Raw genomic sequence first — 19,043 nt, 5'->3', positions numbered from 1 at the left:
TCGTCGTCGACCAGCCACGGTTGCGGGTCGCGCTTCCTCACGTTCCCGACAACGAACACACCAACGATCAGGTCATACCGATGCACCCAATTGAGATAGGAGTTCTAAGCCGAAACCGCAGGCGGGACCGCTTCCCGCCGACCCCTACGGCGGCCCCTCCCGGTCCAGCCCGCCGGCCCACCGGTCCGGGCTCTCCGGTTCGTCGTCGGTCATCTCGTCGTCGACTTCGGTCAACTCGTGCTCCTCGGCGAAGTCGCCGGTCTCTTCGTCAGGATCGCCGATCGGCTCCACGGGACCTCCAGTCGTCGTCGCCTCTCGACCAGCGCCTACCCGGCCGGGTCCCCGGTAAACCCGGCCCGCCGATGCGGCCCGCCGGCCGGTCGCGGCACCACCCGTTCGGTGGTCGCCTTCCGGCAGCCGCCGGTGCGGTACGGAGGTCAGGGTGTTGCGGCGCGGGAGGCGATGATGACGCGGTTGCCGTCGGGGTCGGTGACCGTGGCCATCCGTTCGCCCCACGGCTGGTCGACCGGTTCCTCGAGCACCTCGGCGCCGCCCGCCCGCAACTGCTCGAGACCCGCGTCGCAGTCGTCCGTGTAGATCCACAGCGTGACGCGATCGTTGGTGAGCTCGCTGGGTTCGTCCTGCTGGCCGAGACCCAGGTGGGACCGCCCCAGCCGCAGCCCGACATAGACCGGCTCGCCCTCCGGCGGGAACTGGTAGTCCACGGTACCGCCGAGCAGGTCACGGTAGAAACGCAGCGCCCGCCCCAGATCAGGCGACGTCAGGATCGGGAACATCTCGTCGAACACGGTTACCACCTCACCAGCTCTGCGCCGAAGTTTGCCGGATACTGGCCGGATGTCGCTGACCCTGGACGAGGCCCGCGCCCGGGCCACCATGCTTTCCGCGGTCTCCTACGACCTCGCCCTCGACATCACCTCACCACATGATTTCCGGAGCCGGGTCGTCGTGCGCTTCGACACGACCGGCGGCGGCACCTTTCTCGAACTGCACCGCGCCGAATCGGTCGAGGTTCTCCTCGACGGCGAGAAGATCGATCCGGCGTACGACGGGCGGCGGATCGCGCTGGACGCCCTGCCCTCCGGCACGCACGAGGTGATCGTCGACGCCCGGTTGCGTTACGTGAGCGACGGTGAGGGCTTGCACGCCTTCATCGACCCGGCCGACGGCGAACGCTACGTCGGCGGTTACCTCGGCCTGGACATCACGCAGCGGCTGTTCGCCTGTTTCGACCAGCTGGACCTGAAGGCGCCGATCTCGCTGACGGTGACGGCCGACCCGGCGTGGACGGTGCTGTCGAACGGCGTGCCGACCGCCCGTGACGGCGGCAGGCACACGTTCGCGACCACTCCGCCGATCGCCTGTGATCTGTTCGTCGTGGCGGCGGGCCCGTTCCATTCGGTGCGATGGGAGCACGGAGGCGTACCGATGGGATGGCATGCCCGTCGTTCCCTGGCCGCCGAGCTGGACCGCGACGCCGCCGAACTGAAGGCGGTCACCGAGGCCTGCTTCGACCATTTCGCGCGGGTCTTCACCGAGCCGTTCCCGTTCGATTCCTACGACCAGGTCATCGTGCCGGAACTGAACTGGGGCGCCATGGAGTGCCCCGGTTGCGTCACGTTCAACGAGTTCGTGCTGCCGCGCGGGCGGGTGACCGACGACGACCGCCGGCGCCGGGCCATGGTGATCGCGCACGAGATGTCGCACATGTGGTTCGGGGATCTGGTGTCGCCGCTGTGGTGGGAGGACGCCTGGCTCAACGAGTCGTTCGCCGACTACATGGGCTTCGAGGTAGCCGAGACGGTGGCCGGTTTCGACGGCACCCGGGTGTCGTTCGAAGCGGTCCACAAGCCGAGTGCCTACCTCGCTGACCGGCGCCGATCGACACACCCGGTGGCACCGGCGACCGCGGAGGTGCCCGACGTGGCGACCGCGACGACCATTTTCGACCATATCTCGTACGGCAAGGGCAACGCCGTGCTGCGTCAGCTGGTGACCTGGCTGGGGGAGGAGGACTTCCTGGCCGGGGTGAACGCGCACCTGACCGCGCACCGGTTCGGCAACGCGACTCTCGAGGACCTGCTGTCCGCGCTGGACACCGTCTCGCCTCGGGACGTGCGCGGCTGGGCCGAGGTGTGGCTGCGCCGGTCGGGCCACGACACGATCCGGGTCACCCGGCGTGACGGCGTTCCGGTGGTGACCCGTGAGGGCACCCGGCCGCACCGGTTCACCGTCACGGCGTACGACGAAAGCCTGAACATGATCGGGTCCCGGATGATCGATCTCGTCGGCGAGCCGGTGCCGTTGCCGGAGTGGGCACACCTGGTGGTGGTGCCGAACGCGCACGGTGAGACCTTCGCCCGTCTCGAGCTTGACCCGTTCTCCCGCGACGCCGTGGTGAACGGGCTGGCGCGCCTGCCGGATCCGCTGGTCCGTGCGGGCCTGTGGACGACCCTGCTCGACGGCACGCCGCCCGCCGCGCAGCTGGAACTGCTGGCCCGGCAGCTTCCGCGCGAGCCGTCGCCGACGCTGGTGACGGCCGCTCTGGACCGTACCCGCGACCACCTGATCAGGCGGGTGTTGCCGCCCGCCGCCGTCGTGGCCGCCCTCGAGACGATCGCCACCGCCTGCGCCGACGACGGCGAGCCGGACGAGCAGCGTGCGGTCGCGCTGGCCCGCGGTCTGGCCTGGTCGACGGCGGACCGGGCACTGCTGCGGCGCTGGCTGCAGAAGGGCGCCACCGACCGGGGTCTGTCGCTCGATCCGGAGCTGCGCTGGTCGGTCGTGCACCGGCTCGCTGAGCTCGGCGGCATCGACGAGCCGGAGATCGAGGCGGAGCGGCTGCGCGACGGCACCGCCGACGGGGTGCTCGGCGCACTCACCGCGCTGGCGGCCCGTCCGACTGCCGAGGCGAAGGCGGCGGCCTGGGCGGCCATGACCGGCGACCCGGACGTCTCGGTCCGCCGCTTCCGGGCGCTGGCCACCGGTCTCTGGTCGCCGTCGCAGCGTGAGCTCGTGGCGCCGTACGTCACCGCCTACCTCGCCGCGGCGCCCACCCTGGCCCGGCGCGGTTCGGCGTTCGCCGCGGCGGCCGGGCGGGCGTTCCCGGCGCTGGCTCTGACAGAACAGGAGCTCGATGCGGTACGCGACGCGCTGCGCCACGACACGCCGACGGTGTTGCAACGGCACTGGAACGACGAACTGGACGACCGTTCGTGATCACCCACGGGGCGACCGCGCAGCACTGCACCGATCTGGCGGCCGCCCGCACGTAACCGCTGCGCACCGCCTGCTGCGGGTCGTGGTTCCGGCCCGGCGTCAGCGGATGTTCCCGGGTGCCGCCGAGTCGCCGGACTCGATGGGAAACGCCGGGTCCGATTGCCGCCAGACGAGCCCGCGCGTGACGACAACAGTGGGAGCATGACAAACGATCTTGACGGCAGAGTGGCATTGGTGATCGGCGGGAGCCGGGGCATCGGCGCCGGCGTGGCGGCGCGGTTGGCCGAGAGCGGCGCCGATGTGGTGCTGACGTTCCAGCACCGCGACGATCAGGCCGCGGTCGTGATGAAGCAGATCGAGGGTTTCGGCCGCCGCGGTGTGGCGCTGCAGGTGGACAGCGCGGACCCGGAGGCGGTGACCACCGCGGTCGACCGTGCGGCCGCCCAGTTCGGGCGGCTGGACATTCTGGTCAACAACGCGGCCGTGTTCTTCGTCGGGCCGGTGGAGGATCTCGGACGGGACGAGTTCGATCGCATGATCGCGGTCAACGTGCGGGCGCCGTTCCTCGCGTCGAAGGCCGCGGCCAGGCACATGGGTGACGGCGGACGGATCATCACCATCGGGAGCAACATGGTGGAACGCACGGTGTTCCCGGGCTTCTCGCTGTACTCGATGAGCAAGACCGCCCTGGTGGGACTTACGAAGGGCCTCAGCCGGGACCTGGGCCCGCGCGGTATCACCGTCAATCTGGTCAACCCCGGCCCGACCGACACCGACATGAACCCGGCTGACGGCCCGGCCGCGGCCACGATCATCGGCTTCACCGCGCTGGGCCGTTATGGAACACCGGCCGAGATCGCGACGGCGGTCGCCTATCTCGCCGGTGACGGTGCCCGGTACGTCACCGGCGCGGTGATCAACGTCGACGGCGGTTTCTCGGTCTGACAGCCGGTTTCTCGAAGCAGACGGTCGCGGCCACCACGGCCGTGACCGTCTCACGCCGCGCCGTCGGCGATAGGGCCCAGGGTCAGGTAGGCGAAGCCGAGCACGCCCCGGTGACCTCGCAGCCAGAACCGACGGTGCGAGTCGAGCTTCGTCCGGACCTCGGCCGCCTCCGGGTGACCGGGGTTCGCGACCAGCCAGCTCTCCAGCTCGCCTCCGGCCACATGTCGGCCAGGCGTTCCGGTGACGGCGGCCGCTCCCAGAACTCGACGCCGAAAAGCAGCACCCCGCCCGGATCGACCAATGCCCGAAGCCGTTTCAGCGCATCCGTGACGCTGCCGAACGCCTGATAGGCGCCGATCGACAGAACCACATCGGTTGTACCGGATGTGCTTCAGCCTTACCCTCCGTCAGAGTGACCCGATCCGAGAGCCCGCGTGCCTCCGCGGCGGCGCGTCCCCGCTCTATGCCGGGAGCGTGCAGATCCACTCCCGTGCCGATCGCGCCGGGTGCGGCCCCGACGATCCTCAGTAGCAACTCGCCCCATCCACAGCCCAGATCGAGGACGGTGGCGGGAGAACGAGCGGCCAGTTCGGCGACGAGCCGCTCCGTGCGTTGCTCGGACAGCGGCGACATGAAGCGAGCTGGGAACCGGTGCCGAAAGCGGGAGCTGATGTCGTCCCCGCATACTCATCGAGAAGCTCCGACAGCCGCGAGTGGTTTTCCGCCGGACCTGTGGCAAGCGGGTCGCGTCCGGTAGCGTTGCCCGCCGTGGGACTGCTGTGGCGTGACGCGGCGCAGGTGCTGGCCGACCGGCTCCGCCGGCGTGGCGTCGACCCCGGCCGCGTGCACGATGTCGAGGCGGCATGGCAGGCGTTCACCGAGTTTCTTGCGCTGCCGGTCGACGGTCTGGAGCCGGTGGAGGAGGACGCCGACGGCTTCCTGGTGCAGTGGGGCCGGTACAGCTGGAACGACCGGCTGCCCGGTCTGTGCTTCACCCGGCAGTTCGCCGTCGACGTCCGGGAGGAGTGGGCCGGCAAAGACTGGTATCAGCCGGAGATCTGGCAGGTCAACCTGGACATGGTCTTCGCGGACACGCCGGAGCTGGCCGAACTCGGCCGGCCCGTCCCGGCGGACACCGGCCTGAACTTCAGCCCTCCCGGCCCGGAGCGGGACCGCGCCGTCCGTGCCGTCCGGCAGCGACTGGCGCAGCACCCCGCGCTGCAGGCGGCGTGGACGAGCAGCCCGGCACGCAGTTGCGTCACGCTGGACGACGCTGGTTGATCAGCTACGGTCCGGGCTGAACCTGTCCTGCCGCGTCACTCCAGCGGGTCCCAGGATTTCCCGAAATAGCGGCGCAGTGATTTCGCCAGGTGGCGGTGCTCGGACGCCCACACGTCGTCGAAGAGGAACAGCTGCAGGTAACCGAAGTCTTCGTCCATGTGGAGCACCGCCTGCGCCAGGTGTTCGGTGACCTCGATCCGGCTGAGCGCGGGCCGGCGTTCGCCGACCGGACCGGGAATGACCTCCTGTCCCGCGGCCCGGGCCGTCACCGACTGGACGACCCGGTGCGCATCCTCCTGGTCACTGTCCATGCCTTGCAGATCGGGCGCCTCGTCGTCCCAGGCACCCCATCGGTTCATCCGGTCCAGCGCCGCGGTGAGGTCGTCGTCGGGGCCGATGCAGCCGCGCAGCATGGTCAGTTCCTCGGGCCAGGTGTCCGCGGTGCGGAGCCAGCCGGCCAGTTCCGGGAGCCGGATGCCGGGGAGGCGGATCACCGTGCCCGGCGTGTCCCAGTCGGCGGCAAGGATCTGCGATATCGCGATCGTCGTGACCGGCTTGTCGTGGGCGGCGGTGGAGGCGGTGTGCGCGGGCAGCGGCCACTGTCCGTGGAGGGGGTAGGCAAGCCGTGCCGGGCGGTCGCCGGCGAGTGCCTGATCGAGGAAGAAGTAGGCCAGGGGCACCTCGTCATCGTCGGTCATGGCCCGGACGCTGTGGTCGTCGACGATCACCCGCCCCTCCACGTACAGATGTTTCTTCAGGTGTCTTCGCAGCTCGGTCATGGTTTCCGGCTTGCGCAGGGAGCGCTTGTCCGCCTCGTCGAAGATGCTGTCCAGGCCGTAGACGTCGACGCCCAGCTCCGCCTGCAGCCACGCGCGCGGGTCGGGGGCCGCTTCGACCCAGCCGCGGCGGAACCAGTCGAGCACCGACGCGTCGGGTAGTTCGCGGACGTGTTTGCCGAGCACACCGTGGTACGGCGACCGGTAGACGAACCAGATCATGCGGCTCATCCTGCACCCCGGGTACGACAATCCTGCTCACGGACTTTGGTGCCACGACGTTCGCCCCGGAGAGGAAATGCTGGAAAATCTGAGCCGACAAGAATTGGTGGAGTACGCCGTGACTTTTGTCGCGTCGTGCGCGGAGCGGGCGATAAACATCGCCTCGTGGGCGGCGGCGCTGGACGGGCGACCATATGACGCCGCCATCTACGTAGAAGCGGTGGAGACCCTGTGGCGTCATGATCCCAGGGACGTGCATGTCTTCAGTGCGAGGATGGTTCAACTCGAGGAAATGCATGAGATGACGGTGGCGGATGAGCTGACCGGGCCGCCCGCCTACGGTTTCCATTCGATCCTGGTGCTCCACTCCGGCCTGCGGGCGGTCACCGAGTTGACCCCGGAGAACGTGGAGGACTGTTCGCTGGCGGCCCGCAATGCTGCTTCCTACCTGGAGCGCCTGATCCGTTCCGAGGACTGTCTCCTCAGTGCGGAGGAGCTGAGTCAGCACGAGGACATCAAGGATCTTCTGCGGGGCGCCTCTGCGGATCGACTGCGGGACCGGGCCAGGCAGGCCGGCAGGAATCGTATGAACCTCTTCCGCTCCCGGTCGCACCTGGCATGACCCGGACGTCGTCCTGGAGCAGCCGGAACGCGTACAAGACCCTGGTAATCAGTTCTGCAGGTAAAAGCATCGGCCGGGGTGTATCGGCGCCAGCTCGAAGCCGATCGAGTGATGAAGGTGGTAACCGTCCGGTGAGGGAAAGGTGACGGCCCGGACGGCGCCCCGGCGGGTGGCGGCGGCAAGCCTGACCCTGGTGAGCGCGGTTCCGATCCCGTGGCGGCGCCAGGGTTTCGCGACGCAACAGTGAACCAGCCACACACCGTCATCGAACTGGAACGAGGTCGCTGCCCCGACCGGAACACCCTGATGGCAGGCGGTCCAGTGCCGGATCGGCTGGCCCCGGCCGAATCCCAGGCGGGCCGCAGTCTCGACGCGCCGGTCAAGTTCACCGGGTTCGTCCCACCAGCCGTCTTCGGCGTACACGCGCTGGTTGCGGCGGAGATCCGGAACATCGTTCACTTCAAGGATCTGCCATTCCCGTACGGCAGGATCCGCGGCCTCAGTGTCGAAGCCGGGCAGGAGGCGGCCCATGTTGTTGCCGGTGCGCTCGGGGTGCAGTCCCTGGGCGATCAGCCGGGCGGTCAATTCCGCCTCCGGTGTTCCGGTGACGAGCACCGAGGCGGGTACGGCCTTCGCACGCAGCCAGCCGAGCAAGGTGTCCAGCTCGGCGGAGTCCGGCATCGACGCGCCGATGACGGCGCCGTTCTCGGTGTTGGAGTCCAGACCCGTCGACACCGCGAACCCGTCGCCGGTGCTGATCTGCGCGAAGCCGCGGGCGGCCAGGTGACGGAACCACGCCACCTGGGCCCGTAACGCCATCCCGGAGATGTCCACGAGCGCAGAGTAAACCGCCGCCGAGGCATTGACGGGCATGAAACGGCGTCCTACCGTCTCGGGCACCGCTCCGTCCCCCTTAGTTCTCGCTGTGAGGACCCATGAAACGATTCATCCCTCTACTCGTGCTGGCTTCTGTTGTCGTCGCGTTCCCCGCCGCGGCTGCCGCACCGACCGTCGCCCACACGTCCACCACGATCCTGACCACCAGCGGCCGGACCGCCCTGACCTACACCGGCTACATGAACGGCGAGTCGTTCCAGCAGGACGGCATCGTCACGTTCAACGGCTGGCAGTACGCCGCCTTCTGGGATCAGAGCGGATACGTCAACCTGTCCCGCCGCCTGCTGCCGTCCGGCGGCTGGTCGAACCTGCGGCTCACCGACTACGCCACCACGTCGACCGACTCGCACAACACCATCAGCATCGGGATCGCCCCGTCGGACGGCACCATCCACCTGGCGTTCGACACCCACTCGTCGCAGTTGCGCTACCGCAGGTCGGTCGCCGGGCTGGCCACCTCTCCGGCGGGCGCCGCCTGGTCCACCGGCAGTTTCGGGACCGTGCAGACGCGGCTGACCGGCACGAGCATGGACGTCGTCACCTACCCGCAGTTCTTCGCCCATCCGGACGGCACGCTGCAACTGGCGATCCGGACCGGCTACAGCGGCACCGGCGACGAGGTGCTGTACGAGTACCGGCCGGGCGCCTGGACGTACCTCGGGGAATTCATCGACGGCACCACGGCCGGCAACAACGCCTACCTGTTCGGCATCGAGTACGACAACTTCGATCCGGCCGCGCCGCTGCTGCACGTCACGTGGACGGTCCGGGAGACCTCCAACGCGAGCACCAACCACGACATCTTCTACGCCTACAGCAAGGACAAGGGGCGTACGTGGCGCAACAACGCCGGCACCGTGGTCGCCACCACCGCAAGCGCCCCGCTGGCCTCCGGTGCGGCCGGGCTGCGGGTCTGGGGGATCGGCCAGAACCGTGGACTGATCAACCAGGAGTCGCAGGTCGTCGACGCGGCCGGGGTCGTGCACGTACTCGCCTCCCACCTGCCGCCGTCGGCGGCGGACAACAGCGACTTCACGGTGGCGCGGGAGAAGGCGGTCCTGGTGCACTACTGGCGGGACAAGGCCGGCAAGGGCTGGCACCAGACGTACACCCCGTTCCTGGAACGCTCGTCCCGTGGTGACATCGCCGTCGACTCGCGGGACAACCTGTACGTGGTGAGCGGTGACTCCAGCACCCGCAGGCTGCACATCCAGACCGCGTCGAAGGCGTCCGGCTGGACCGACTGGGTGATCCGCCATACCTCGGCGGCGGTCTACTACAGCGACCCGCTGATCGACCATCAGCGCCTCAGGGGTCAGAACGTACTGAGCTTCTTCGCTCCCCGGTACGGGGGCAGCCGGATCGACGTCCAGGACTGGACAGCGAACGGCTGATAGAGCGATCACATCGACCGCTGGCACATCACTGATCGGACGGCAGCGGGGAGCCGGTTGCCGTCCATCGCTTTCCACCAGCGAGAATCCGTTACTCCCGGCCACCTCGGACAGTCGCGCGCAGGAGCCTTGACACATGCTTTGTTATCGATAACATTCTGCGCGTAACACAGGCGTAACTCCCCGTTCCCCTCCGCCTGAACCCGAGGAGACATCCCCATGCTTCCCGTCACCCGTCGCAGCATCCTCGGCGCCGCAGCCGGCGGAGCTGTGCTCTCGGTAGTGCAGCCCGCCGGCCCGGCCGCCGCCGCCGCCGAGACCGGCGTCTCGGCCTACCAGTTCCCGCTCGGTCAGGTGCGGCTTACCGCCGGCCGCCTCATGGACAACCAGTCGCGCACCCTGGCCTACCTGCGGTTCGTCGACGTCAACCGGCTGCTCTACGTGTTCCGCGCCAACCACGGCCTGTCCACCGGCGGGGCCGCGGCAAACGGCGGCTGGGACGCGCCGACCTTCCCGTTCCGTTCGCACGTGCAGGGCCACTTCCTGACCGCCTGGGCGCAGGCCTGGGCCGTCCTCGGCGACACCGTGTGCCGGGACAAGGCCAACTACATGGTCGCTGAGCTGGCGAAGTGCCAGGCGTCGAACGGTTACCTGTCCGGGTTCCCGGAAGCCGACATCACGGCCGTGCACAACCGGACCCTGACCAACGGCAACGTCCCCTACTACTGCATCCACAAGACCATGGCCGGCCTGCTCGACGTGTGGCGCCACCTCGGCAACGTCCAGGCGCGCGACGTGCTGCTGCGGCTCGCGGCGTGGGTCGACACCCGTACCGCCGCGTTGTCGGCCACCCAGATGCAGGCCATGCTGCAGACCGAGTTCGGTGGCATGAACGCCGTCCTCACCGACCTGTACCAGCAGACCAACGACACGCGCTGGCTGACCGCGGCCCGCCGGTTCGACCACGCGGCCGTCTTCAACCCGCTCGCGGCGAACACCGACAACCTGAACGGGCTGCACGCCAACACGCAGGTGCCGAAGTGGATCGGCGCGGCCCGCGAGTACAAGGCCACCGGCACCACCCGCTACCGCGACATCGCCCGCAACGCCTGGAACATCACGGTCGGCGCGCACACGTACGCGATCGGCGGCAACAGCCAGGCCGAACACTTCCGCCCGGCCAACGCCATCGCCGGCTACCTCACCAACGACACCTGCGAGCACTGCAACACGGTCAACATGCTGCGCCTGACCAACGAGCTGTGGGTGACCGAACCGGACCGGGCCGCCTACTTCGACTACTACGAGCAGGCGCTGCTCAACCACGTGCTCGGTGCGCAGAACCGATTCGACAGCCACGGCCACGTCACCTACTTCACGCCGCTGCGCCCGGGTGGCCGCCGCGGTGTCGGACCGGCGTGGGGCGGCGGCACGTGGAGCACCGACTACAACAGCTTCTGGTGCTGCCAGGGCACCGGCGTCGAGGTCAACACCCGGCTTGCCGAGTCGATCTACTTCTACAGCGGCACCACCCTCACGGTGAACCTGTTCGCCCCGTCGGTGCTCTCCTGGACTCAGCGCGGCATCACCGTCACCCAGACCACCACCTTCCCGGAGAGCGACACGTCGACGCTGCGGCTCACCGGGACGATGAGTGGCTCGTGGAGCATCCGGATCCGGATCCCGTCCTGGACCAGCGGCGCCGCCATCACCGTCAACGGGGCCGCGGTCACCACCAGCGCCCCCGGCACCTACACCACGATCACCCGTACCTGGGCGGCGAATGACACGATCGTCGTGCGCCTGCCCATGCGGATCGTGCTGCGCTCCGCCAACGACAACCCCGGACTGCAGGCCATCACGTACGGGCCGACCGTGCTGGCCGGCAACTACGGCGACACGGCACTCACCTCGCCGCCGTCACTGACGGTCTCCTCGGTCACCCGGACGACCGCCACCGCGAACGGCACGGCCGTCAACCTGGTGCCGTTCTACGACGCGCACGGCATCAACTACAACATCTACTGGCTGACCACCCCCACCTACAAGCTGGTCAACAACGCCACCGGCCTGGTCCTCGGCATCAAGGACATGTCGGTGGCCAACGGCGGCCTGGCGGTGACCTGGGGCGACACCGGCACACTCGACCACCGGTGGGTACGCATCGCCGACGGCACCGCGGTCCGGTTCCGCAACGTCAACAGCGGCAAGGTCCTCGGCGTGCAGGACATGTCGACCGCGGACAACGCCGTGGTCGTGCAGTGGGACGACAACGGCACTGCCGACCACCGCTGGACGCTGGTGGATCAGGGCAACGGCGTCTACAAGATCCGTAACGTGAACAGCGGCAAGCTGCTCGCGGTCCTGAACGGTGGCACGGCCTGGGGTGCCCAGGTGGTTCAGGATGCCGACAACGGCTCCGCCGACAACCTCTGGCGCCTGACCGCGATCTGACCCTTTACCCCGGCAACGGGCCATGCGCGCCCGTTGCCGGGGTGGCGTCAGTTCCCAGCGATGCCGGCGGAGCCGGGAAACATGGTGGAACGGCGAGAGTACGTGGTGTGGAGCGACCGCCGGCCGAACCCGGTCTCGATGGCGGGCTCATACTCGCCGCCGGGTATCCGCGCAGCCGATTCCGCCGGTTCCATCCGGGTCGGCTCATAATTCGGCTGAATGGTCACACCATCGGCGAAGTCCGGGTGCGGTGACAGCCGGAATGGTCCAGTCGTCCTGTATCGACTCGGCCGGGGGGCTCGCGTGAAGAGAATGTCAGGTCCGACGGCGTTCGGGATCAGTGTGCTGACCGGGGCAATGTTCGGCGCGGGTATCAAAGCGCCAGTCCTGGCGGAGCCGGGCGGGCGGAACACGGCCTGCCCGCCGCATTGCGGCCCGGTGACGCTGCCCAAAGGGACCCCGGACGTTTCCAAGCTCGACCCCACCCAGATGAAGGTGCCCGACCTGTCGAAGTTCGATCCGACCAATCCCAGCTCACCGATCAGCATCAATGGCGCCCTGGGTGGCGACGACCCCAACGACGGCATCACCACGCTCCCGAGTGGGCTCCAGGTCGGGTCCGACACCGGGCAAGCACTCGACCCGTCGAAGCTGGACCCGTCGAAACTGGACCCGTCGGACATCGGCCTCCCGGCGCTCGACCCGTCGGCTGTCGTGCCGGAGAAGCCGGAGGACATGCTGCCGGGCAAGCCGGAGGATCTGTGGCCCCAGGACGGGCGGCACATTCCGGTGGGTCCCTACCTCGACGACCGTCTCACCAGTCTCGGCAGTGGCGTGCAGAGTGTCGTGAGCCCTCCCCGGCGTACCCACATCGACGACACCGGCTATCACGACATCGGGAGCAGGGACGGCGACTGGATCAAGGCGTATGCGGTCAACCGGGACAACCCGCGGTACAACGGCCGGTGCGAGCGTTCGCGTAACGCGTACGTCACGGTGCACTACGGCGACGGCAAGCGGACGCCGCGGTACATGCTGAGGGTTTCCATCAAGCCCGGCCCGGTGTACGACGACTATCGCGGCTGGAACGAGTTTGCCGGCGCTCGCACGCTGTGGGGGCCGGCGGTGTTGTATCCGCCGCGCAACCTGTCCTCCGGGGGTTACATGGGTGTGGCCAGCGGGAGTGTCGGGACGCTGGCCAGCGGGGCGCTCGGCGTCGAAATCATCGACCCGGCGACCCGGAACGTCTTGCACCGGCAGATCTCCGGCTGGTTCGTCATCAGCTGCGGCCTCGACCAGGACATCTATCTGAACGACATCCCGAACCTCCGCCCAGCTGACTGGCCCGGACCGCAGTATTGACGGATCGGCGCGGTGCACGATCGCCGCGAGCCGGCGGAGATGCGCGGAGGATTCGAAGCGGTCAGGGTTCCGCCACACGGCGGGGCCGGACGCGGCGGCCTGGTCGACCAGCAGGTCGGTCGGCTGCAGAGCGGGCGGAGACGGTTAGCATCGGGCCGATGATCGTCTGGATCAACGGCACCCATGGCGCGGGCAAGACAACGACCGCCGCTCTCGTGCAACCACTGATCCCGGATTCCCGGGTTCTCGACGCCGAGAAGGTCGGCGAGACCCTGATGGACATCACGCCCGGCCTGCCCGGGACCGACAACTTCCAGCACTGGCCCCCGTGGCGTCAGCTCGTGGTCGACACCGCCCGCCGGGTGCTCGACTACACCGGCGGAACTCTGGTGATGCCGATGACGGTGCTGGTCGAGCCGTACTGGCGGGAGATCAGCGCGGGTCTCGCCCGGCACGGCATCCCGGTCCGGCACTTCGTCCTGCACGCCGACCAGGACACTCTGCGCGGGCGCATCGAGCGCGAGCATGTCGTGCCGTCGCCGTTCCGGCTCCAATACCTGCGGCCGTACGCCGAGGCGGCGCGCACGTGGCTGCATGCCGAGGCCGAGGTCGTCGACACCACACATCTGACGGCGGACGAGGCCGCCCGCCGGATCGCCGGGGCCGTCAGGAGCCGGTAGCCGCGCGGGCGTCGAACCTCCGGCGGTACTCCGACGGCGAGGTGTCGAACGCTGCCGCGAAGTTCTGCCGCAGCGTGACCGCGCTGCCGAACCCGCACGCCACCGCGACCTGGTCGATCAGCAGATCGGTGGATTCCAGCAGCCGGCGGGCCTCGTCGAGGCGCCGGCGTTTGACCCAGGCTGCCGGGGTCTCGCCGGTGGAGGCCTGGAACGTCCGGATGAAGGTGCGCCGGCTCAGGTGTGCCACGTCGGCGAGGCGGTCCACGGACAGGTCGCCGGCCAGGTGCCGCAGCGCCCACTCGATGGTCGCGGCGATCGGGTCGCCGGTGGAGTGTTGCGGCAGCGGCCGTTCGATGTATTGGGCCTGCCCGCCTTCGCGGTGCGGGGCCACCACGAGGCTGCGGGCGACCCGGTTGGCGGCCGCCGCGCCGAGCCGGCGGCGGACCAGATGGAGGCAGGCGTCGATCGCCGAGGCGGTACCGGCCGACGTCAGCACGTCACCGTGGTCGATGTAGAGCACGGACGGGTCGACCTCGACGTCCGGGTGGCGCGCGGCGAGCATGCCGACGGCCTGCCAGTGTGTGGCAGCGGTGCGCCGGGACAGCAGGCCGGTGTCGGCGACGGCGACGGCGCCCAGGCACAGGCCGGCCACTGTGGCGCCCCGGTCGTGGGCTCGCGTGAGGGTCTGCCGGAGTGCCGGCCCGGTGACCCGGCCGTCCTCGAACCAGGACGGGACGACCACGATGTCGGCGCTGTCGGCCACCGCCGGGCCGCGTATCTCGCCGATCGGGTAGCCCTCGGCGGTGCGGACGGTGCCGGCGCGGTCGGCGAACAGCACCGTCGTCCAGTCGTCCAGGCCGAGCCGGGTGACCTCGTCGAAGACCAACTGGGGAACGGAGAGGTGGAACATCGTGATGCCGTCGAAGGCGTAGACGGCGACGGACAGTGGCACGGATCCATCGTAACGCCGCACATGTGCCAATGGCCGCGGGCGTCGGGTGCCCGCAGACTCGAGGTGTCGCTGAAACAAGACTTCAAGGAGAGCCATGACCACCCGGAAGCGCGCACTGATCGTCGTTGACCTGCAGCAGGAGTACTTCGGCGGTCTGCTGGAGATTCAGTACCCGCCGCACGCCGACTCGCTGCCCCGGATCACGCAGGCGATCGACGCGGCCACGGCCGCCGGCATCCCGGTGGTCGCGGTGCAGCACACGATGGGCGACGCCGCGCCCGTGTTCAACCCGACGCAGCCGGGCTACCTGCTGCATCCGGAGGTCGAGGCTCGTCGTACGGATGCATGGAAGTCCGTGGTCAAGCGGTTCAGCAGTGTGTTCGCGGGCACCGATGTGGCGGACTGGCTGCGCGAGAACGACATCGGCACGGTGACCCTGGTCGGTTACATGACCAACAACTGCATCCTCGCCTCGGCCGTCGAGGCGGAGAGCCACGGATTCACCGCCGAGGTCCTCTCCGACGCGACCGGCGCCGTCCACCTGGCCAACGAGGCCGGCTTCACCGATGCCAAGACGGTCCACACCTCCCTCATGGCGTTGTTCAACTCGAACCTCGCCGCCGTGACCGATACCGCGACCTGGTCGGCGGCGGTCGCGTCCGGAGATCGGCTGCCCGCGCCCGACCTGGGCGCCTCCGCCGCCGCGGGAGCGCGGCACGCCGGTCAGGGGTGAACCCGATAGGCTGACCGGACCATGCCGCCAGTCCGCCTGCCCGACCTGTGGTCGATGCCCTGGCGCGATCTTGATCCCGTACGGCGGGAGTTCGACTTCGCCGAGTTGTTCGCCCTGATGCGGTCGCTGCCGCCGGCCGGTGAGATGCCCTCCCCGGGCGCCGACCGATTGCTGATCGACCTCTGGCTCGACCGGATGACGGCGGCCGGGTCCCGGTGTGGCGGGGTGTGAACCTGAGCGTGACCACGCTGGGGGAGACGCTTGCCGCACTGACCGGAGCCGTGCTCGCCTGGCATCGGCTCCTGGTGGAGCTCGGCACCGGCTCCGGCGGCCGGTTCGCCGCGGTCGAGCCGGTCAGCGGCAAGGGCAGCCGCGACGGGCCACCGTTGTGGCGCGCCTTGACCCGTCCCGGCCGGGTCAGCGTCGTGACCGGCCCGCAGCGGGTTCGTCTGCCGCACGCGTCCGCGTTGAACTGGGCGGACGTCGATCCCGCCGGGCGGCCTTTCGACCCTCCGGTGGTCTCCGCCGGGGACCTGCCCGCACCCGATGCCGACCGGCGTCTCCGCTTTCTCTGGCTGGAGACCACGGAGGAACAGCTCGTCGAGCGGTACGGCATCTGGGTGGTCGGCTTCCGCTGGTCCTCCGGTGAGGACTCCGGTGGCCCGGTCACCGTCTGGTGCTGCGCGTCGCATTCGCTGACCACGCCGGAGGCGACCGCCGCCACGATCACGGCCGCGCTGGTGGAGTGGCACGCCTGGCTGGTGGACATGGCCCGGCGGTTCGACCGGTTCCTGCCCCTGGCCGACGACGACCTGGACGGCTGGGAGCGCGCGGCCGCCGCCCTGATCACGGCGGTGGGCGAGACCACCCGGTACGACTCCAGCTGGTACACGTGCTGCGAGACGGTGCTGCGCTGGTTCCTGGAGGCGGCCGGCATCGAGCCGTTGCGGCGGGAGGAACTGATCGACCACGCGATCGGCGGCCGTTTCAGCAGCTGGGTCGAGCCGTCCCGCGATTCGGTCCGGGCGGCGGCCGAGGACTTCGCCTTGCGGATGGCCGTCGACCGCGATTGATCACCTCAAGGTGGACCCGTGCACGGCGTCGGCCGCCGTCACCCACGGGGATGGTGACGGCGGCCGACGGGGATCAGGCGATGGTGCAGGCGGTGCCGTTGAGGGCGAAGGATGCGGGTGCCGGGTTGGAGCCGGTGTGCGTGGCGTTGAAGCCGAAGCTCACCGTGCCGCCGGCCGGCAGGCTGCCGTTCCATCCGGTGTTGGTGACGGTCACCTCGGTACCGGTCTGGGTCACGTTCGCCGACCAGCCCTGCGTGACCTTCTGGCCGGCCGGGTAGGCGAAGACCAGGCTCCAGCCGTTGGCCGCGACGGGACCGTTCGTGATCGTCACGGTCGCGGTGAAGCCGGCGCTCCAGCTGTTCGCGCTGTAGCCGACCTTGCAACCTGGGGCCGGTGACTGCGACGGCGACACGGACACCGACGGCGACACCGAGGCCGACGGGGAGACCGATACCGACGGGGAGACCGAGACCGAGGGGGAGACCGACGGTGACGGGGGAGTGCCGCCCGGCTCGGCACCCCAGACGAGCGTTCCGGCGTCGTAGAGCGGCACGCCGGCGTTCGGCCCGGCAGCCGCCTGGTACGACGGGTCGTTCGCCGGGTTCCAGGTCCCGCCCTCGACCACACCGATCTTGAGCTGGACCTCCATCCGGTGCGCCGACTGCCCGGCCGGCGCGATCGTGTGGCCGGTGCAGTCGACCTCGACGTACCAGACGTCACCGGAGTGCTGCTTCGCCGCGGCTGGGCCGGGACATCCCTGCGTGTACGGCGAGCTGACCTGCAACGCCGAGTTGTCGTCGCGGGTGAAGTAGTAACGGAACTTCCCGGCGGTCAGCGCGCGGGCCGGGAACGCCGACTTGTTGTAGACGACGACCTTCACGCCGGTCGACCGGGTCTCGTTCTGCATGACGGTCGTCTCGACCGACAGCTCCGGGATGTCGGGCTTCTCGGCCACCGGGAACCCGGTCAGCGGAGCCCCGCCGAACTCGCCGTACAGCCGCGCCACCGCCGAGGTGAACCCGGCGTTGTAGTCGGTCGCGACCTCGTTCATCACGTAGTCGCCGCGGTTGTCGGTGTACTTGTCGTCGGGTGAGGACGGGCCGCCGACGAGGGCGCCGTACAGCACGTGCCGGGTCTCGGCCGGCACCTGCTGACTGTCCCACCAAGAGCCGTGGGCCGTACGGTGATGGGGGTTCTTCGGGGAGTTGTCGCCGTACCCGATCACATAGCTGGAGCTTCGCGGGTTGTCGCCGAGGGCGTAGTTGATCTGCCGGACCGCGAAGTCGTGGTAGCGCTGCTTGCGGGTCGCGTCCTGGAGATGGTCGCTGTGCACCAGCGCGACGAACGCGGTGTTGGCGGCGTACCGCAGCGCGCCCCACGAGTCGACGACCACCATGCCGCCCGGTGACGTGCGCACCTTCTCGCCGTTGACGCCGACGGTGAACCAGTCGAGCCAGCGGTTGGCGTCGTCGAGGTACTTCTGCTTACCGGTCAGCCGGGCCAGCAGCACGTAGTTGCCGTACTGCTTGTTGTCCCAGGAGATCGTCCACTTGTACATCTTGGTGCTGGTCTGGTTCTCGTTGCCCTGCGCGTCGTACCCCGCCTCGGCCTTGGCCAGGTAGGCGGCGTCCCCGGTGGCCCGGTGCAGCCAGATGGCGCCCCACACCAGTTCGTCGGCGTAACCGCTCCACGACCGGTAGAACGCCGTGACGTCGGTGATGCACTCGTGGTAGCTCTTGCGCACCCGGTCGGCGAACGAATACAGCTGCTTGGCGTGGGTGAGCAGGGTGTCGGCGTACGCCGCGTCGGTGGGCCGGAAGACCATCGAACTGGCCGCCATCGCGGCCGCCGTCTCCGCGGCGAGCTCACTGCCACCACAGGTCGCGTCGATCTTGTACGCCGGACGCGCCATCGGCATCACCTCGGCCGGGCCCCACCACTTGTGGTCGTCGTCGCCCTTGCCGACCTGCCCGTACAGCACGTCGGCCGACGGGTGCGCCTTGATGAACCAGTCGTTGGGCACCCGCAGGTTGTTCAGCAGGTGGGTCAGTTGCCCGGAGGAGGCGTACGCGTCGCGGTTCTCGACGGCACCCCAGGCGAGCATGGTGGTCGTGAACGCCATCGGCAGGCCGAACTTGACGTGGTCACCGGCGTCGTACCAGCCTCCGGTCAGGTCGAGCCCGGCGTCGGCGCCGTCGGTCATCGCCGAGTCGCCGCGCCAGGAGACGCGGTTCCAGGACGGCTTCTTGCCGGACACCTGGGCTTCGTAGAACAGCAGCGACTTCTGCAGGGCCTCGCCGTAGCGGTACGGCGGTGCCGCCGCAGCGTCGGAGGGAATGGCGACCCAGAGCAGGCCGGCGGTGAGCGCGGCGGCCGACAGGACGCCGGCGAGCTTCTTCAACATGGCGGTTC

19 protein-coding genes are annotated in these 19,043 nt (G+C 69.2%); 11 read left to right on the top strand and 8 right to left on the bottom strand.

What is annotated here, in order from left to right; all coding sequences use genetic code 11:
- Positions 1–144 precede the first annotated feature (144 nt).
- Both AB0G04_RS26240 and AB0G04_RS26235 read right to left on the bottom strand, forming a co-directional pair.
- Positions 145–291, bottom strand: coding sequence for a hypothetical protein (locus tag AB0G04_RS26240; protein WP_360987678.1), 147 nt, complete (start codon positions 289–291; stop codon positions 145–147).
- Positions 292–437: 146 nt separating this feature from the next.
- Positions 438–809 (bottom strand): glyoxalase superfamily protein, encoded by a 372-nt coding sequence (locus AB0G04_RS26235; RefSeq protein WP_360987676.1) that lies wholly within the window; start codon positions 807–809, stop codon positions 438–440.
- Between the two features lie 49 nt (positions 810–858).
- On the opposite strand from AB0G04_RS26235, the gene pepN reads away from it, so the two are divergent.
- Together pepN and AB0G04_RS26225 are read left to right on the top strand one after the other, a co-directional pair.
- Positions 859–3,240, top strand: coding sequence for an aminopeptidase N (gene pepN / locus AB0G04_RS26230; protein ID WP_360987674.1), 2,382 nt, complete (start codon positions 859–861; stop codon positions 3,238–3,240).
- 201 nt (positions 3,241–3,441) lie between these two features.
- Positions 3,442–4,185 carry a 3-oxoacyl-ACP reductase family protein gene (locus tag AB0G04_RS26225; RefSeq protein WP_360987672.1) on the top strand — a complete coding sequence of 248 codons (744 nt, stop codon included), beginning with the start codon at positions 3,442–3,444 and terminating at the stop codon, positions 4,183–4,185.
- Between the two features lie 50 nt (positions 4,186–4,235).
- Here the strand turns inward: AB0G04_RS26225 and AB0G04_RS26220 are convergent, their stop codons facing one another.
- Positions 4,236–4,406: a hypothetical protein gene (locus AB0G04_RS26220; RefSeq protein WP_360987670.1), complete on the bottom strand. Its 171-nt coding sequence runs from the start codon at positions 4,404–4,406 to the stop codon at positions 4,236–4,238.
- A 94-nt stretch (positions 4,407–4,500) separates the two neighbouring features.
- Complete coding sequence (locus AB0G04_RS26215) at positions 4,501–4,818, bottom strand: class I SAM-dependent methyltransferase (protein WP_360987668.1); 318 nt, start codon at positions 4,816–4,818, stop codon at positions 4,501–4,503.
- A gap of 135 nt (positions 4,819–4,953) precedes the next feature.
- Between AB0G04_RS26215 and AB0G04_RS26210 the strand changes: the two genes are divergently transcribed.
- Entirely contained in the window at positions 4,954–5,466 is a 513-nt protein-coding gene (locus AB0G04_RS26210) for a hypothetical protein (RefSeq protein WP_360987666.1), read from the top strand.
- A 35-nt stretch (positions 5,467–5,501) separates the two neighbouring features.
- Here AB0G04_RS26210 and AB0G04_RS26205 read toward each other — a convergent pair whose 3' ends face one another.
- The gene (locus AB0G04_RS26205; RefSeq protein WP_360987664.1) at positions 5,502–6,464 is read right to left on the bottom strand and encodes a hypothetical protein; all 963 of its coding nucleotides are present in this window, start codon (positions 6,462–6,464) and stop codon (positions 5,502–5,504) included.
- On the opposite strand from AB0G04_RS26205, the gene AB0G04_RS26200 reads away from it, so the two are divergent.
- Entirely contained in the window at positions 6,463–7,086 is a 624-nt protein-coding gene (locus tag AB0G04_RS26200; RefSeq protein WP_360987662.1) for a hypothetical protein, read from the top strand. The genes AB0G04_RS26205 and AB0G04_RS26200 overlap by 2 nt on opposite strands.
- Positions 7,087–7,134: 48 nt before the next feature.
- On the opposite strand, the gene AB0G04_RS26195 is transcribed toward AB0G04_RS26200, so the two are convergent.
- Complete coding sequence (locus AB0G04_RS26195; RefSeq protein ID WP_360987660.1) at positions 7,135–7,920, bottom strand: GNAT family N-acetyltransferase; 786 nt, start codon at positions 7,918–7,920, stop codon at positions 7,135–7,137.
- Positions 7,921–8,021: 101 nt separating this feature from the next.
- Here AB0G04_RS26195 and AB0G04_RS26190 point away from each other — a divergent pair, with 101 nt between their 5' ends.
- From AB0G04_RS26190 to AB0G04_RS26175, 4 genes are all read left to right on the top strand, one after another.
- Entirely contained in the window at positions 8,022–9,377 is a 1,356-nt protein-coding gene (locus AB0G04_RS26190) for a BNR repeat-containing protein (protein ID WP_360987658.1), read from the top strand.
- A gap of 219 nt (positions 9,378–9,596) precedes the next feature.
- Complete coding sequence (locus AB0G04_RS26185; protein ID WP_360987656.1) at positions 9,597–11,831, top strand: beta-L-arabinofuranosidase domain-containing protein; 2,235 nt, start codon at positions 9,597–9,599, stop codon at positions 11,829–11,831.
- Between the two features lie 438 nt (positions 11,832–12,269).
- Positions 12,270–13,193, top strand: coding sequence for a hypothetical protein (locus tag AB0G04_RS26180; protein ID WP_360987654.1), 924 nt, complete (start codon positions 12,270–12,272; stop codon positions 13,191–13,193).
- 158 nt (positions 13,194–13,351) lie between these two features.
- Positions 13,352–13,873, top strand: coding sequence for an AAA family ATPase (locus AB0G04_RS26175; protein WP_360987652.1), 522 nt, complete (start codon positions 13,352–13,354; stop codon positions 13,871–13,873).
- Here AB0G04_RS26175 and AB0G04_RS26170 read toward each other — a convergent pair.
- Positions 13,860–14,825, bottom strand: a complete 966-nt coding sequence (locus AB0G04_RS26170; protein ID WP_360987650.1) for a helix-turn-helix domain-containing protein — start codon at positions 14,823–14,825, stop codon at positions 13,860–13,862. The genes AB0G04_RS26175 and AB0G04_RS26170 overlap by 14 nt on opposite strands.
- A 94-nt stretch (positions 14,826–14,919) precedes the next feature.
- On the opposite strand from AB0G04_RS26170, the gene AB0G04_RS26165 reads away from it, so the two are divergent.
- The 3 genes from AB0G04_RS26165 to AB0G04_RS26155 are packed head-to-tail and all read left to right on the top strand — an operon-like array spanning position 14,920 to position 16,631.
- Positions 14,920–15,558: an isochorismatase family protein gene (locus AB0G04_RS26165; protein ID WP_360987648.1), complete on the top strand. Its 639-nt coding sequence runs from the start codon at positions 14,920–14,922 to the stop codon at positions 15,556–15,558.
- Between the two features lie 21 nt (positions 15,559–15,579).
- Complete coding sequence (locus AB0G04_RS26160) at positions 15,580–15,789, top strand: hypothetical protein (RefSeq protein WP_360987646.1); 210 nt, start codon at positions 15,580–15,582, stop codon at positions 15,787–15,789.
- Positions 15,790–15,797: 8 nt separating this feature from the next.
- Positions 15,798–16,631: a hypothetical protein gene (locus AB0G04_RS26155; protein ID WP_360987644.1), complete on the top strand. Its 834-nt coding sequence runs from the start codon at positions 15,798–15,800 to the stop codon at positions 16,629–16,631.
- 73 nt (positions 16,632–16,704) lie between these two features.
- Here AB0G04_RS26155 and AB0G04_RS26150 read toward each other — a convergent pair whose 3' ends face one another.
- Positions 16,705–19,035 (bottom strand): glycoside hydrolase family 9 protein, encoded by a 2,331-nt coding sequence (locus tag AB0G04_RS26150; protein ID WP_360987642.1) that lies wholly within the window; start codon positions 19,033–19,035, stop codon positions 16,705–16,707.
- Between the last annotated feature and the right edge of the window lie 8 nt (positions 19,036–19,043).

This window comes from Actinoplanes sp. NPDC023801 (assembly GCF_040639655.1).
Taxonomy (GTDB): domain Bacteria; phylum Actinomycetota; class Actinomycetes; order Mycobacteriales; family Micromonosporaceae; genus Actinoplanes.
This window is presented reverse-complemented; position numbering and strand designations above follow the sequence as displayed.

Coding starts and splice junctions, on each gene's coding strand:
- AB0G04_RS26225 (WP_360987672.1), top strand. CDS start 3,442: ATGACAAACGATCTTGACGGCAGAGTGGCATTGGTGATCGGCGGGAGC.
- AB0G04_RS26150 (WP_360987642.1), bottom strand. CDS start 19,035: ATGTTGAAGAAGCTCGCCGGCGTCCTGTCGGCCGCCGCGCTCACCGCC.
- AB0G04_RS26205 (WP_360987664.1), bottom strand. CDS start 6,464: ATGATCTGGTTCGTCTACCGGTCGCCGTACCACGGTGTGCTCGGCAAA.
- AB0G04_RS26175 (WP_360987652.1), top strand. CDS start 13,352: ATGATCGTCTGGATCAACGGCACCCATGGCGCGGGCAAGACAACGACC.
- AB0G04_RS26160 (WP_360987646.1), top strand. CDS start 15,580: ATGCCGCCAGTCCGCCTGCCCGACCTGTGGTCGATGCCCTGGCGCGAT.
- pepN (WP_360987674.1), top strand. CDS start 859: ATGTCGCTGACCCTGGACGAGGCCCGCGCCCGGGCCACCATGCTTTCC.
- AB0G04_RS26215 (WP_360987668.1), bottom strand. CDS start 4,818: ATGTCGCCGCTGTCCGAGCAACGCACGGAGCGGCTCGTCGCCGAACTG.
- AB0G04_RS26165 (WP_360987648.1), top strand. CDS start 14,920: ATGACCACCCGGAAGCGCGCACTGATCGTCGTTGACCTGCAGCAGGAG.
- AB0G04_RS26190 (WP_360987658.1), top strand. CDS start 8,022: ATGAAACGATTCATCCCTCTACTCGTGCTGGCTTCTGTTGTCGTCGCG.
- AB0G04_RS26185 (WP_360987656.1), top strand. CDS start 9,597: ATGCTTCCCGTCACCCGTCGCAGCATCCTCGGCGCCGCAGCCGGCGGA.
- AB0G04_RS26200 (WP_360987662.1), top strand. CDS start 6,463: ATGCGGCTCATCCTGCACCCCGGGTACGACAATCCTGCTCACGGACTT.